General features: G+C 70.3%; 9 protein-coding genes. 3 read left to right on the top strand and 6 right to left on the bottom strand.

All coding sequences use genetic code 11. From position 1 onward, the window contains the following. The first annotated feature begins 263 nt into the window (after window positions 1–263). Window positions 264–1,277: a helix-turn-helix domain-containing protein gene (locus AC3EVP_RS18830; RefSeq protein WP_435131249.1), complete on the top strand. Its 1,014-nt coding sequence runs from the start codon at window positions 264–266 to the stop codon at window positions 1,275–1,277. Between the two features lie 182 nt (window positions 1,278–1,459). Here AC3EVP_RS18830 and AC3EVP_RS18825 read toward each other — a convergent pair whose 3' ends face one another. After that, entirely contained in the window at window positions 1,460–5,860 is a 4,401-nt protein-coding gene (locus AC3EVP_RS18825) for a carboxypeptidase regulatory-like domain-containing protein (protein WP_435131248.1), read from the bottom strand. A 667-nt stretch (window positions 5,861–6,527) separates the two neighbouring features. Between AC3EVP_RS18825 and AC3EVP_RS18820 the strand changes: the two genes are divergently transcribed. After that, a complete protein-coding gene (locus tag AC3EVP_RS18820) occupies window positions 6,528–7,463 on the top strand; it encodes a glycoside hydrolase family 11 protein (RefSeq protein ID WP_435131346.1) in 936 nt (311 codons plus the stop codon). 174 nt (window positions 7,464–7,637) lie between these two features. Here the strand turns inward: AC3EVP_RS18820 and AC3EVP_RS18815 are convergent, their stop codons facing one another. The 4 genes from AC3EVP_RS18815 to AC3EVP_RS18800 all read right to left on the bottom strand — a co-directional run bounded on the left by AC3EVP_RS18815 (window position 7,638) and on the right by AC3EVP_RS18800 (window position 12,012). Continuing rightward, window positions 7,638–8,492 (bottom strand): S-methyl-5'-thioadenosine phosphorylase, encoded by an 855-nt coding sequence (locus AC3EVP_RS18815; protein ID WP_435131246.1) that lies wholly within the window; start codon window positions 8,490–8,492, stop codon window positions 7,638–7,640. Window positions 8,493–8,594: 102 nt separating this feature from the next. After that, window positions 8,595–8,909 carry an FmdB family zinc ribbon protein gene (locus AC3EVP_RS18810; RefSeq protein WP_435131244.1) on the bottom strand — a complete coding sequence of 105 codons (315 nt, stop codon included), beginning with the start codon at window positions 8,907–8,909 and terminating at the stop codon, window positions 8,595–8,597. 66 nt (window positions 8,910–8,975) lie between these two features. Beyond that, window positions 8,976–10,280, bottom strand: a complete 1,305-nt coding sequence (locus tag AC3EVP_RS18805) for an MFS transporter (RefSeq protein WP_435131345.1) — start codon at window positions 10,278–10,280, stop codon at window positions 8,976–8,978. Window positions 10,281–10,515: 235 nt separating this feature from the next. Continuing rightward, window positions 10,516–12,012 (bottom strand): potassium/proton antiporter, encoded by a 1,497-nt coding sequence (locus AC3EVP_RS18800; RefSeq protein ID WP_435131343.1) that lies wholly within the window; start codon window positions 12,010–12,012, stop codon window positions 10,516–10,518. A 178-nt stretch (window positions 12,013–12,190) separates the two neighbouring features. On the opposite strand from AC3EVP_RS18800, the gene AC3EVP_RS18795 reads away from it, so the two are divergent. Continuing rightward, window positions 12,191–14,932, top strand: a complete 2,742-nt coding sequence (locus AC3EVP_RS18795) for a penicillin acylase family protein (protein ID WP_435131242.1) — start codon at window positions 12,191–12,193, stop codon at window positions 14,930–14,932. Here AC3EVP_RS18795 and AC3EVP_RS18790 read toward each other — a convergent pair. Further along, window positions 14,922–15,536, bottom strand: a complete 615-nt coding sequence (locus AC3EVP_RS18790) for a 5-formyltetrahydrofolate cyclo-ligase (protein ID WP_435131240.1) — start codon at window positions 15,534–15,536, stop codon at window positions 14,922–14,924. The two genes, AC3EVP_RS18795 and AC3EVP_RS18790, sit on opposite strands and share 11 nt — an antisense overlap. Between the last annotated feature and the right edge of the window lie 53 nt (window positions 15,537–15,589).

The raw sequence follows: 15,589 nt of genomic DNA, 5'->3' as shown, positions 1-15,589 counted from the left end.
CTGTGGACAACCGGTGTCCGGTGGAAAACCGACTTCGTGACGTCTTCCAGCTTGCCGCCGATGAAGAGCGACGACTGCGGGATCGGGGCGCCGCCGTACGCGGCGAGGTCTGCCCGGTCCCGGTCCATGTTCCGCACGGGCGCAGGCCGGCACAGCCCGACACAGGCCAGGAGCACCGGGTACACCGGGTACGGGCCGGGGATGCTGAGGTACCGGGTTCAACCATGTCGCGCGCTGGGGCTACTTTTTGGGCGGAGGTGGCCATGCTCGAAGTTCTCGGACTCGATCAGCCGGCCGAAGCGCTGTACTTCGCCCTGGTCGACAACCCGCCCCTGCCGATCGAGGAACTGGCCCGCAGGACCGGGCTGGAGCCCGACGTGGTCGCCGGGGCGCTGGTCCGGCTGGAGGACGGCGGGCTGATCTCCCGGCTGCCGGGCACCCCGACCGGGTACACCGCGCTTCCGCCCGGCCACGCGCTGGAGGTGCTGCTGCTGGCCAGGGAGCGGGACATCCAGCAGGTGCGGGCGCTGATCGAGCGGCTCGCCGAGCGGCACCGCGACGCCCGGCGCGACCGGGACTCCGCCTCGCTGATCGAGGTGATCACCGGTCGCGACGGCGTGGCCCGCTGCGGCCAGCAGTTGTTCCACCGCGCCGAGCGCGAGCTGCGCGGCATCGACGCGCCGCCCTACGCCGAGACCCGCGACGGCACCCGGGTGAACTCCGCGACGGTGATCGGCGGCCGCAGCGTGCGCAGCCGCTTCCTGCACGGCCGCGACGCGTTGGACGTGCCCGGCGCGATGGAGCGGGTGGAACTGGACATCGCCGCGGGCGAGGAGGTGCGCTTCCTGCCGCAGGCGCCGATGAAGCTGATCATCGCCGACGACCAGGCCGCGCTGATCCCGCTGCTGGCCACCCCGCAGGTGCTGGACTCCTGCATCCTGGTGCACCCCTCGGCGCTGCTCGACGCGCTTTCGGCGCTCTTCGAGTCGCTGTGGGCGCAGGCCCAGCCGTACATGCCGGACCGGCCGGCGTCGGTCGGGCCGAACGAGTTCGTCACGGAGGAGGAGCGGCGGATCATCTCGATGCTGGCGATGGGGATGGCCGACGAGACTATCGCCCGCCATCTGGGCATCGGCCACCGCACGGTGCAGCGCCGGGTGCAGGCGCTGCTCACCCGGCTCGGCGCGGCGAGCCGCTTCCAGGCCGGGGTGCTGGCCGCCAGCCGCGGGTGGTGGCGGCCGGACCCGCCGGGAGCGCCGCGGGACCCGGCCGGCTGAGCAGCAGCCGTCCGGGCCCCGCGAACCGCCCGTGGCCGGGCGGGTGTTGCATGATCGGGAACGCCCGACGGACCCGAGTGTTCCGAGGCCCGAGCGCTCGACGGACCGGGCGTTCAAAGGTGCCCGAGCGCTCAGCGGACCTGAGCTTTCAGCGGACCTGAGCGCTCAGCCGACCGGCGCGCTCACAGGTGCGGCAAGGTGAAGTCCGCGCTCACCGCCCCCTGCGCCACCACCCGTACGGTGCTGGTCGCGGGCCGGTAGCCGGCGGCGGCCACGATCACCGTGAGCGGGTTGTCCTTGGCCGGCAGCCACAGTGCGTACCTGCCGTCCGTGCCCGTGGTGAGGGTGAAGTCGCCCTGCGCGGAGTCCACTTCGACCACCGCGCCGGCCAGCGGCGCGGTCGTGCCGTCGGCAGCGCGGCCGGTGACCGTGCCGTCGAGCAGCCCCCAACCGGCCGGAGCCACCACGGACATGGTGACCGGCAACGACGGCGACCCGTACGGCGTGTCGCTGTCGACCAGCAGCGCCGCCCGGTGGTCGCCGAGGTCCGCGGAGGTCAGCGCACTGGCGTCCAGGGTGAGTTTGACGGTGACCGAGCCGCCGGCCTTGACCGTCAGCTTCTTCGCCGAGGCCGCCAGCCACGGCACGTCGCCGTGTGCCTGGCCGTAGCCGGCCAGCTCCTGCACGGTCGCCTGCGGGATGTTGCCCGCGACCACGCCGCCGGTCACGTACCAGCCCGGCGCGGACGATGCGCCCAGCAGTGGCTGCGCCAGGTTCGGCAGCGCGGACCAGGAGTCGTCGGCCGGGTCGTACAGGTGCACCTCGTTGGTGAGTGCCGAGGCGCTGATCACCTGGCCGCCGGCCGTCAGCAGGTTGCCGCCCGCCGCGGTGCCGGTGCCGCCCCAGAAGTCGAACGGGGCGTCGGCGACCCGCTGCCAGGAGCCGGTGCCGGGGTCGAGTTTGTAGGTGTGGGCGGTGTCGGTGGGCGCCCCGTCGGCCGGCTGGTAGGCGCCGCCGGCGCAGTACGCGATGCCGTCGGCGGTGCCGCAGGAGGAGAAGGAGATCGGCTCGGGGTAGGGGGCGCCGGCCGACCAGGTGTCGGTGGCCGGGTTGTAGACCTGCACGTCGTTGTAGCCGCAGCCGAGCAGGTCGCAGCCGCCGACGAGGTAGAGCTTGTCGCCGATCACCAGCGAGCCGGGTGCGCCGTAGGGGTGCGGCAGGTCGGCGATCTGCGACCAGGTGTCGGTGGCGGGGTCGTAGACCTCGCCGCCAGCGATGGCCGCGCCTGAGGCGTCGCGGCCGCCGGTGACGTAGAGCTTGCCGCGGATGACGCCGTAGGCGGGGTAGATCCGGCCGGTGGTCGGGCTGCTGAGCGCCTTCCAGGTGCCGGTGGCCGGGTCGTAGGAGGAGAAGTCCTTGCTCCAGCGGCCGTCGGCCGTCTCGCCGAGCCCGGTGTAGAGCACGCCCTGGTCCACGGCGGTGAGCCCGCCGTAGACGGCCGTGGGCAGGTCGGCGAGCGGCTGCCACGCCTGGTCCGCGGCAGGCGCGGTGGCGGACGGGCCCGCACCGCCGCTCGCTCCGGCCGTCGTGCCCGCCTTCGTACCGTCCTTCGTGCCGTTCTCCGCTCCGGCCTTCGAAGGCGCTGCCGTGAACAGCCCGTTGGGGGTCAGCGCCGACGCCGTGCGGCGCACGGCGGGCCCGGCGGCGGCCGGCTTCGCCGTGCCGAGGTCCTGCTCGCCGAGCGAGAAGGTGGCCGGCGAGCCGCCGGTGTTCTTCACCTGGACCCGCACGGTCCGGCTGGCTCCCCACGACACGTCGGCGGCCACCGACGAGACCGAGTAGCGCAGTTGGGCCGGGTGCAGTGCGAAGTCCGCGGTGGTGACGGCGTTCGCGGTCACCTTGGCCTTCGCGGTGACATCCGGGTAGCCGAAGCCCGGTAGCCCCGCCGTGAGTTGCTGCTTGCCCGCGGCGGCGAACAGCCAGTACACGCCGTCCGGGACGGCAGGGTCGCCGGGGGAGGCGACGGTGTGCACGGCGTCCGAGGGCGCGTCCGCGGACGAGACGGTCGCGCCGACCACGCCGTCACCGGTGTTGGCGTCGGTGACCTGCCCGGCCAGCAGCCCGCCGGGGCGGGTGACCAGCGTCGGGGTGCCGACAGCCACGTTGTCGATCTGCCAGATGCCGGTCAGCGAGCCGGTGAAGTGGAACCGCAGCCGCACCGAGGACTTCCCGGCGTACGCGGTGAGCGGCACCGTCTCGTGCGCGGGCCCGCCCACGACATCGGTGTGCTGCCACAGCGTGGTCCACGTCGACCCGCCGTCGGTGCTCGCGTCCACCGACGCGGTGAGGCCCGCCACCCGGTACAGCGCGGGCAGCGCGGTGTCGAACTGCAACTGCGGGTTCTTCTCCGCACTGAAGTCGTACGAAGGGCTGATCAGTTCGGTGTCGGCGTCCTTCCAGCCCAGGGCGTAGTCGTCGACCTCGGCGAACCGCCCGGTGCCGCCCGTCTGGTTGCCGCGGTTGAGCGGGTCGTCGAACTGCCAGCCGCCCGCGTCGGTGTTGTTCTTCACCGTCCAGCCGTCAGGGGTCGTGGAGTTGGCGAAGGACTGGAGCCCGCCGCCGTGGTACGCGACCTGGTAGCCCGGTGGCAGCGCGCCGGTCGTGTTCAGGGGCAGCGACAGGTCCGCGGTCTTCGGCCCCGCGCCGACCGCCACGGTGGCGTCGGCGGTCTTGTAGCCGGGGTAGAGGGCAGTCGCGTGCAGGGTGTAGGTCCGGTTCATGGGGACCTTCACCGTGTAGTGCCCGGTGGCCGGGTCGGTGAAGACCGTGCCGGGGACCCCGTCGAGGGTGACCTTCGCGTACACGCCCCAGCCGTGCCCGCCGCCGTCCTTGACCGTGCCGGACAGCGCCTGCGAGGGCACCGCGGTCAGCGCCGCGTCCTTGGTGAGCACGTCCCCGTCAACGAGGTCCACCGTCCCGCCGTCGTCGTCGGCGTAGCCGAACGCGGTGACCGTCAGCGGGTAGGAGCCGGCCGGGATGTCCAGCGTCCAGCGGCCCTTGGCGTCGGTGGTCGCCTTGTACTGCCCGAGCGAGACCGTGGCCCCGGAGATCGGGTCCTTGGTGGCCGAGTCGGTGACGGTGCCGCCCACCGTGCCGTGTGGGCCGGGCCGGAAGGCCGCGGTGCCCTCGGGCGTACCGAGTCCGGTCGGCCCGTCGTACCCGGGCTGCGCCTGGCAGGTGTAAGCGGGCGTGCACTGCGGGGTGGTGCCGTAGCCGCACAGTGAACTGTCCGCGCAACTGGCGTTGTCGCCGCGGGTCACGTCGTTGAGCGACCCGGACCGCTCGTACGGGTACGACGACGGGTACGTGCCAGTGACAGGGGTGCCGGCCAGTGCGTACACCCCGGCGATGATCGGCGCGGAGGCGCTGGTGCCGCCGTAGACGTTCCAGCCCACGTCGGAGAAGGAGTTGTAGACCGCGACGCCGGTGGCCGGGTCGGCCACCGCGCTGACGTCGGCGACCGAGCGGCCGGCGCAGTCGACCGCCGACTGGGCCGGCGGCTTGGGCTCGACCGCGGAGCAGCCGGAGCCGCCCGCGCCCCAGTGCGGGCCGTCCGCGCCCTGCGTGACGCCGTTCCACACCGACTCGTCCCAGCCGCGGGAGCTGGAGTCGCGCACCAGGGAGGTGCCGCCGACCGCGGTCACGTACGGCGAGGACGCCGGGTAGCTGACGCCGTAGCCGTCGTCGCCCGAGCTGAAGACCACCGCGACGCCGGGGTGGTCGAAGTACGCGGAGTCGTACGCCAGATCGTCGGTGCTGTCGCCGTAGCCGCCCCAGGAGTTGGAGACGTACTGCGCGCCGAGCCCGACCGCGGTGTTCTCCGCGGTGCCCAGGTCGTCCGAGCCGGCCGAGTCGGCCTCCACCAGCAGGATGTGGGCCTGCGGGGCGACCGCGGAGATCATGTCGAGGTCGAGCGCGATCTCGGACGCCCAGCCCTCGTCGGAGGCGGGGTAGCCGGCGCCGCCGTACTCGTCCACCTTGCGGAAGCAGCCGTCGGTGCTGGTGCAGGCGGGCAGGCCGTACTGCGCCCGGTAGACCGCGAGGTCCGACTCGGCGTCGGGGTTGTCGTAGGCGTCGACCACCGCGATGGTCGCGCCCGCGCCGCCGTCGGCCGGCAGGTCGTACGCGTCGCGCAGGTCGGCCGGTGCGAAGCCGTCCGGGGCCGCGGCGGCACCCGAACTGTCGCGCCGCACGCCGAGGGAGGGGGTGCGGTCGGTACGCCGCAGCGCGAAGCAGCTGAAGTGGCCCGGCTGCGGGGTGCCGCAGGCCGGTTCGGCGCCGACCGAGCCGGCGCCCGTGCCGGAGCCGGAGCCGGAGCTGGAGCCGGAGCCGGCGCTGGAACCGGAGCCGGCGCTGGAACCGCCGGCGGTGCCACTCCCGGCGGAGGCCGGAACGGCGACGGCCTGCTGGGGGAGCAGCACCGCCAGGACTGCGAGGACGGCGAGGAGCGCGGCGGCCGCTGCCGCGGCGGCGGGGCGCGGCCGGGCGGTGGCCGGCCGGTCGGGTATGGGTCTGACTGGCAAGGGGACTCCCGGAGGTGGCGGGGGAAGCCGGCAACGTTGTCGGAGGGGGAGGTGTGGGGGGAGTGGCCAGCACAAAAATCCAGCGCGGGTGATCCGCCGGTCAATGCGGGTCCTTGGCGGCTTGCCGCCGTGTCGTGTTCGCGCCGGGAGCGCTCCCACGACTGGACGCGCGCCGCGCGGCCGGTTGGCCGCGTGGACGGGAGGGCGTCCGGGGAACCGCCTCGGGGGTGTGCCGTCGCATCGTCGCATCTTCGTGAAGATAGGCGAAAGTTTCGAGAATTTATCCCGACACCGAGTGCGTCATTCGCGAACCATGGATCGCGTCCGCCGTGGCTCGTCTGTCCAATCCGGCCATTGATCAGGGACATTGGCGTGGCCGCGCCGCCGAACTGGCGGCGACTCTTTCGTAAATCATGCCGAAAGTGTTGACAGTCCGATGGGCCGGTTCAACACTGTTCGCCGTCACCGCGGGGCGCCCGTCGCTCCGTCGGGGCCGTGCTGCCTGACCCCCACGCCTTCACAAGGAGGAAGCACGCACATGATGAACCGGACACATGAAGCCCCCGCGGGCGGCGCCGTCGCGCCCCGCCCGGACGGCCGCAGAGCGGGCCTGTTCCGCCTGCTGCTCGGCACACTGTGCGCCGCCGCGCTCGTCGCCGCGGCCGCGATGATCCTGCCGGGCACCGCCAACGCCGACACGATCATCACTACCAGCCAGACCGGCACCAACAACGGCTACTACTACTCGTTCTGGACCGACGGCGGCGGCTCCACCTCGATGAACCTCGGCGCCGGCGGCTCCTACGGCACCTCCTGGAGCAACAGTGGCAACTTCGTGGCCGGCAAGGGCTGGGCCACCGGAAGCCGCCGCGCCGTCGACTACTCCGGCAGCTTCAACCCCTCGGGCAACGCCTACCTGTCCCTGTACGGGTGGACCACCAACCCGCTCGTCGAGTACTACATCGTCGACAACTACGGCACCTACCGGCCCACCGGCACCTACAAGGGCACCGTCACCAGCGACGGGGGCACGTACGACATCTACGAGACCCAGCGGGTCAACGCCCCCTCCATCATCGGCACCGCGACCTTCAACCAGTACTGGAGCGTCCGGCAGTCCAAGCGCACCGGCGGCACCATCACCACCGGCAACCACTTTGACGCCTGGGCGAGCCACGGCATGAACCTCGGCACCTTCAACTACATGATCCTCGCCACCGAGGGCTACCAGAGCAGCGGCAACTCCAGCATCACGGTGGACAGCGGCGGCGGCACCACTTCCGGCGGTACGAGCACCGGCGGCACCACCGGCGGCACCACCGGCGGGGGCGGCGGCAGCGGCTGCACCGTACAGTTCACGGCGGGCGAGCAGTGGAGCGACCGCTACAACCTCAGCATCGCTGTCAGCGGCTCCTCCGCCTGGCGCGTCACCGTGAACGTCCCCACCCCCGAGAAGATCATTGCCACCTGGAACATCAGCGCCTCCTACCCTGACGCCCAAACCCTCGTCGCCACCCCCAACGGCAACGGCAACACCTGGGGCATCACACTCCAGACCAACGGCACCTGGACCTGGCCCACCGCCACCTGCACCACCGCCTGACCGCTGCCGAACCCTGTCGGGCCCCGGCAACTCCGCCTCCCCCGCCTGGATTCCACGGGTGGGGGAGGAACCGGCGAACGGGCGCGGGAGTTCGAGCGGGCCCAGGAACCGTGGACCGGCCGTCGGTGCTCAGACGCCCGCGCGGACGCCCGCGCGCTCGTCCGGCGGACGGAGTCAGGGAAGCTCGATGCCGGCGTCCTGCCCGCCGAGGGGATCGACGCACAGGCAGTCCCGCTCGCTGCTTTCCGGCAGCGCCCCGACCACGTCGAAGAGGACGTCACGCATCCGCCCGACATTCGCCGCGAACACTTCGAGGACCTCCTCGTGCGAGACGCCCTCGCCGGTGTCCGCACCCGCGTCCAGGTCCGTGACCAGCGTCAACGAGGTGTAACACAGACCGAGTTCTCGGGCGAGGACCGCTTCGGGATGCCCCGTCATCCCCACGACCGACCAGCCCTGCGCAGCATGCCACCGGGACTCCGCGCGCGTGGAGAACCGCGGGCCTTCGACGACGACCAGTGTTCCCCCGTCCACGGCCTCCCAACCGCCGGCCCTCGCGGTGGCGATCGAGGCGCGCCGGCCGACAGGGCAGTACGGGTCGGCGAAGGTCACGTGCACCACGTTGGGTGTCCGGCCGTCGGCACGGGTCTCGCCGTCGAAGTACGTCTGAAGCCGGCTCTTGGTCCGGTCGACCAGTTGGTCGGGGACGAGGAGTGTGCCGGGCCCGTACTCGGTCCGCAGGCCCCCTACCGCGCAGGGCCCGAGTACCTGGCGTACGCCGACCGACGCCAGGGCCCACAGGTTGGCGCGGTAGTTGATGCGGTGCGGCGGCAGGTGGTGCTTGCGGCCGTGCCGGGGCAGGAACGCGACCCGGCGTCCGGCGACCTCGCCGACGAACAGTGAGTCGCTCGGCGCACCATAGGGCGTATCAATAGTGACTTCCGTCACATCATCGAGGAACGAGTAAAACCCTGATCCCCCGATGACGCCGATCTCCGCCAGAGTCTGCGCGCCGCTGTTTTCGACCATGGGGAGCAGCCTAATCGGGCCGAAGACGCAACGAACCCCCGCTGTGTGGACAGCGGGGGCCGTCGGAGTCTTACGAGTGCCGCGCTCGTGCCGGGGCGCCGGTCAGGCGACCGACGCGCTGCTCGATGACGAGGAGGAGCCGGAGGCAGGCGTGCTGCTCGGAGTGGACGGCTTGCTGCTGTCGGTGGACTTGGTGTCCGAGGTGCTGCTCTTGGGCGCCGGGGTGCTGCTCGACGAGGAGCCGCGGCTGTCGGTCCGATAGAACCCGGAGCCCTTGAAGACCACGCCCACTGCCGAGAAGACCTTGCGCAGCCGTCCGCCGCAGTTGGGGCACTCGGTCAGCGCGTCGTCGCTGAACTTCTGCACCGCCTCAAGGCCCTCGCCACACTCGGTGCACTGGTACTGGTACGTCGGCACTTGCTCCTCCTGGCACTCTCACTTGTTGAGTGCTAACGACGCTCAATAGTGCAGTATTTCCCGCCGTCAGTCCACTGAGACCGGCGGACGGTGACCGATCCCACCCGTCGCCTTCGCCCCTGCGGGGGGAGGGGCCAGGCGCCCGCGCAGCCCGATCAGCACCGCGAGCGCGGTCACCGTGCCCACCAGTGGCACCGCGAAGCCGGCCGACGAACCGTGTGCGTCCGTCAGCAGGCCTGCGACGGTCACCGCGATCGCCTGTCCGAAAGCGACCGCCCCGGTGAGCCACGTGAACGCCTCGGTCCGCGCCGACCGGGGCACCAAGGTGTCGACGAGTGAGTACGCCGTCACGATTGTGGGCGCGATGAACAGACCCGCGATCAAGGGCAGCACACTCAGCGGCGCCAGGGAGTGGGTGGCCCAAAGAGGGGCACAGGCCGCCGCGAGACCCATATAGGCGGCGAGGAGCCGAGCGCGGGGTGTACGGCGCCAGGACACGGCACCGTAGATCGCCCCGGACACCATGTTGCCTGCCGCGAAGGCGCCGTAGAGCACACCGTTCAGGCCCGGCCGATCGATCTCCTGGGTGAATGCGGCGAGCGACACCTGCATGCCCCCGAACACTGCCCCGACACCTAGGAAGGCGATCGCCAACGCCTGCACCCCAGGGAGTGACAATGCGGAGGCGTGCTTGACGCCGCCGTCCGCCGACGACCGGTGCGGCTGCGGCTCGGAGCGGCGCTGGGCGGCGAAGAGCGCGCCACCGACCAGGGTCAACCCTGCTTCGGCGACCAGGCAGGCCGCCGGGTGGACGGAGGTGCACAGCGCGGTCGCGATGACCGGCCCCACCACGAAGGTGAGCTCGTCCGTCACGGACTCGAAGGCCGCCGCAGTCTGCATCAGGGGCGACGCGGGGTCATCCAGGGCGACGGACCAGCGGGACCGCACCATTGGCCCGATCTGCGGGACCGTGGCGCCTGCGGGCACGGCGGTAAGGAGCAGCGCCCAGGCGGGCGCCCCGGACACCGCGAGTACGACCACGGCGAGCACGGACAGCGTGTGCAGGGCGGCCCCGGGCAGCAGGACCGCGCGCTGGCCGTAGCGGTCCGCGAGACGGCCGCCCTGAGGCGCGCACAGGGCGCTCGCGGCTCCGGTGATGGCTGCTGCGGCGCCCGCCATCCCGTAGGAGCCGGTCGCGTGCCGGACGAGCAGCACCATGCTGATGGTCAGCATCGCGAACGGCTGCCGTGCGGCGAATCCCGGCAGGACGAACGCCCATGCTCCAGGAGTGCGAAGCAGCCCGCGGTACCCGGTGCTGCGAGCCTTCTGCGCGGTCCGCGCATCGGGCGTCGTCCGCGCAGCTGTGGCCAGGGGCTTCAGGGAAGGCGAGGAAGGCAGGGGGGACGACGAAGATGTCGGCACCTTGGATGCCACGTTCCGGACTTTCTGCCGCCTGGTAGCGCGTGCGCACCATAGGAGGCGCTCGCGCCGAGGACCGTCCGCTCAGCGCGGGCACCCCGCGCCGGTCCTGCGTCAGGCAGGGGTCGTACTCGACAAATACCTCCTCATCATACGTAGCCGCGACCTGTCCTCCTGTGCCTCGAGGTCACCCGCCGCCGCTCAGCCAACCCGCCAGCTTGCCGCCGCGTCCGACGGCGCGAAGGCGGTCCTCTGTCGCATCGCGCACCGGGTCGGTGGCTACGACGAGCAGCTCGTCACCCCTGCGCAATATGGTCGCCGGCTGCGGAACGAAGCTTTTGCCGTCGCGCACCACCAGCGTCACGGCGGCGCCCTGCGGCAGCCGCAGCTCGCCGACTTCGACGCCGTGCATCTTCGAGCCGCCGGGGATCGCGACCGACAACAGGTGCCCTTGCAGACGTTCAAGGGGTGCGGATTCGATGCCGAGATCGGCGGCGTCGGCTCCGTCGGTGTCGCCGAGGTGCAAATGCCGGGCGACCCAGGGCAGCGTCGGTCCCTGCACCAGGGTGTAGATGATCACGAGGACGAAGACGATGTTGAAGATCCGTTCGCTGTCCGCGACGTCGGCGACCATCGGGATGGTCGCCAGGACGATGGGCACGGCGCCTCTCAGGCCGGCCCATGACATCAGCACCTGATCACGCCAGGAGACACCGAACGGCAGGAGGCTGACGGCCACCGAGGCAGGCCGCGCCACCAGCGTCAGGAACAGCCCGATGATGATCGCGGGCACGATGTCGTCACCCAGTTCGTGCGGTGTCACCAGAAGCCCGAGCAGGACGAACAATCCGATCTGCGCGATCCAGCCGAGTCCCTCGGCGAAGCCCCTCGTGGCGGGGCGGTGCGGCAGCTTGGAGTTGCCCAGGACGAGCGAAGCGATGTAGACGGCGAGGAAGCCCGACCCGTGCACCATGGCGCCGGCGGCGTACGCGGCCACCGCGATGGCCATGACGGCGATGGGGTAGAGGCCGGACGCCGGCAGGGCGACGCGCTTGAGGCCGTACGCGCCGATCCAGCCCACCGCGAAGCCGATGGCAGCACCGATCGCCAGCTCCAGCGCTATCTCGCCGAGCAACCGGTACCAGTGCTCGACGGGGCTGGTTGAGGAGAACGCCACCACAAGGATCACCACGGGGGCGTCGTTGAAGCCGGACTCGGCCTCCAGGACGCCGGTCACCCGAGTGGGAAGCGAGATGTTGCGCAGGACGGAGAACACCGCCGCGGCATCCGTCGACGACACCACGGCGCCGACGATCAGCGCCTGTCGCCAGCCCAGTCCGACCAGGTAGTGCGCGGCGGTCGCGGTGACGAACACGCTCGCCAGCAATCCGACGGTGGCCAGGACGGATGCTGCCGGGACCGCGGGCTTGATCTCCTGCCACTTGGTGCCGAGACCGCCCTCGGCAAGGATCACCACCAGTGCCGCGTAGCCCAGCACTTGGGTGAGCTGGACATTGTCGAAGGTGAAGCCGAACAGGCCGTCCTGTCCGATGATCACGCCGATGCCGAGGTAGACGAGCAGCGTCGGCAGGCCGCTTCGTGAGGCCAGCCGCACGGCGACCACGGCGACCAGCAGGACCGCGGCGCCGATCAGCAGGATCTCGTTCAGGTGGTGGACAGTCAGGGGCCCGGTCCTTTCAACTTCGTTGCCTTACCTAATAATTTACCCTCCCTTGACATTCCCTGGTCCGCTGTATGGTCACCCGGACGCCCGGTCTCCCGGCCACAGCCCGTGCGCCTATGGTTGCCCTTGCACAACCAGCACTTGATCATCCGGTCCACCCTGCCCTCGAAGGACAGCGATGCCCGCACGGAAGAAGTCCCGCCGCCTACGCATCATCGTGATTGCGGTCGTGCTCCTGCTCGTGGCGGGCCTTGGCTACGGGTCGTACTGGAGCGTCAGCACAGTGCGCGCCTCCTTCCCGCAGACGTCGGGTTCCCTGAAGCTCAAGGGCCTGTCCGCACCCGTCGACGTCGACCGGGACGCCAACGGCATTCCGCAGCTGTACGCGGACACCCCCGACGACCTGTTCCGCGCCCAGGGTTACGTACAGGCGCAGGACCGCTTCTACGAGATGGACGTACGCCGTCACCTCACCTCGGGGCGGTTGTCGGAGATGTTCGGCAAGAGCGAGGTCGAGACCGACGCCTTCCTGCGCACCTTGGACTGGCGCGGTGTCGCGCAGAAGGAGTACGACACCGAACTCGACGCCACCACCAAGGAGTACCTGCAGGCGTACACCGACGGTGTCAACGCCTACCTGGCGGACCACAGCGGCGCCTCGCTGTCCCTGGAGTACGCCGCGCTGTCGTTGAGCAACAACTACAAGCCGGAGCCCTGGACGCCAATCGACTCCGTGGCGTGGTTGAAGGCCATGGCGTGGGACCTGCGCGGCAACATGCAGGACGAGATCGACCGCACCCTGATGACGAGCCGCCTCAGCCAGGCGCAGATCAAGCAGCTCTACCCGGATTACCCTTACAGCCGTAACCAGCCGATCGTCGAGGCGGGGACGGTCGACCCGACCACCAAGACGTACACCCCGGCGGATTCGGCCGGCTCGCAGGACTCCACGAGTTCCAGCAGCCCCCAGAACATCAGCAGCTCGGTCGACACCCAGCTCGCCGGTATTTCCCAGATCATCGACCAGATGCCTACGTTGCTCGGCCCGACCGGCAGCGGCATCGGTTCGAACTCCTGGGTGGTGTCCGGCAAGTACACGACGACGGGCAAACCGCTGCTTGCGAACGACCCGCACCTTGCGCCGCAGCTGCCGTCCGTCTGGTACCAGATGGGGCTGCACTGCCGCACATTGAGCAAGTCGTGCCCCTACGACGTCACCGGCTTCACGTTCTCCGGAATGCCCGGTGTGATCATCGGCCACAACCAGGACATAGCGTGGGGCATGACCAACCTGGGTGCCGACGTGACCGACCTCTACCTGGAGAAGGTCACCGCCAAGACGTACCTGTTCGACGGCAAGCAGGTGCCGTTCACGACGCGGCGCGAGACGATCAAGGTCGCCGGCGGCAAGTCGCGCACGATCACCGTCCGGGAGACGAACAACGGTCCGGTGATCTCCGACCGCAGCGACGAACTGCGTACGGTCGGTGAGACCGCGCCCGTCACGGACCCCCCAGGCGGCGTCAACAGCGGCTATGCGGTCGCTTTGAACTGGACCGCGCTGCAGCCCTCGAAGACCATGGACGCGGTGTTCGAGCTCGACAGGGCGACGAACTTCACCCAGTTCCGTGCGGCGGCCGCGGACTTCGCCGTACCGTCGCAGAACCTCATCTACGCCGACACCAAGGGCAACATCGGCTACCAGGCGCCGGGCAAGGTCCCTGTGCGCGCCTCCGGTGACGACGGCACCTACCCGGTGCCCGGCTGGGACTCGCACTACGACTGGAAGGGATACATCCCGACCAAGGCGATGCCGTACGAGTACAACCCGCCGAGCGGTTACATCGTCACCGCGAACCAGGCTGTCATCGACCAGAGCAAGTACCCCTACCTGCTGACGGACGACTGGGACTACGGCACGCGCAGTCAGCGCATCAACGACCTCATCGCGTCCAAGATCAAGGACGGCGGCAAGATCTCCATGGACGACATGCAGTCCATGCAGAACGACGACAGCAGCGAGATCGCCAAGCTGCTCGTGCCCTACCTGCTGAAGATCAACATAAAGAACGACAAGGGCAGCTATGTGCGCGACGCACAGAAGCTGCTCGAGGGATGGGACTACAACCAGGACTCCGACTCGGCTGCCGCCGCCTACTTCAACGCGGTGTGGCGCAACGTCCTGAAGCTGGCCTTCGGCAACAAGCTGCCCAAGGAGCTGCGGCCCAAGGGGCAGTGCCTGAGAGTGCCTCCCGTCGGGGCGACGGGGCCCGTCGACGACCTCGACGGCAAGCCGAAGACGGTCGAGGAGTGCGGCGAGCGGGACGCCGACGAGGCGCAGCCCGATGGCGGCGACCGCTGGTTCGAGGTGGTCCGCAACATCCTCCAGGAGCCGAACAGCCAGTGGTGGACGATGTCGACCACCGCGTTCTACGGCGTCGACCAGGACGCGTCGCACCGCAGCGACCGCGACCAGCTGCTGCAGCAGGCCATGAAGGACGCCCGCTACGAACTGACCGCCAAGCTCGGCAAGGACATAGACACCTGGAGCTGGGGCCGGCTGCACAAGCTGGAGCTGAAGAACCAGACGCTGGGCACCGACGGCCCCGGCATCCTGAAGACGATACTGAACCGCGGACCCTGGCAGCTCAGCGGCGGTGAGGCCGCCGTCGACGCCACCGGCTGGAACGCGGCCGGCGGGTACGACGTCGAGTGGGTGCCCTCCATGCGGATGATCGTCAACCTCCAGGACTTCGACAAGTCCCGGTGGATCAACCTCACAGGAGCCTCGGGCCACGCCTTCAACGCCCACTACACCGACCAGACGAGTCTGTGGGCGGCCGGGAAGCTGCTGCCCTGGTACTACTCCGACAAGCGCGTCGACAAGGCTGCCAAGGCGAAGATGGCGCTCACGCCGTAGCCGCGCTGCCGGGGTGACGGAACCGGGAGACACCCTCAGGGGTGATGGCAGCGTCGACGAGGTGGTCGTGCGGCTCGAAAGGAACCGTGTCGACCACCTCGTGCGCGTACAGCAGCACTGCGAGCGCGGGGTGGACGTCAGCCGCGGCCAAGCGCTGCAGCACCCGGTCGTATGATCCGCCGCCGCGGCCCAGGCGCACCCCGCGCCGGTCCACGGCGAGTCCGGGCAGCAGCACCGCGTTCGCCGCGGTGATGGCCTGGGGGCCCAGAAGGTCTCCGGTGGGCTCCAGAAGACCCCGTGAGGCCCTCGCAAGGCTGTCCCGGCCCTCGTAGCAGGCCCAGTCGAGGTCGTTGTCGGGCTGGAGCACCGGGAGTAGCACGCGTGTGCCATCGGCATGGAGGGCGTTGATCAGATCATGTGTTCCGGGCTCGGTGCCGGTGGAGACGTAGGCGGCGATCGTCCCGGGGCTTGCCAGTGGTGCCCAGTCCCGTACCCTCTGGGCAAGCGCCGCGCCTGCCGCCCGGCGTTCACTCGCGGTCAATGCGCGCCTGGCTTCCAGGATTCGTGCGCGCAACTCGGCCTTGTGCATCGGAACGCCGGTCATACTGTGACCGAATTCTGGGTAAGGCCATCAACCGCAATCAACTCTTTCTTCAT

The sequence above is a fragment of the Actinacidiphila sp. bgisy144 genome, assembly GCF_057708105.1.
This window is presented reverse-complemented; position numbering and strand designations above follow the sequence as displayed.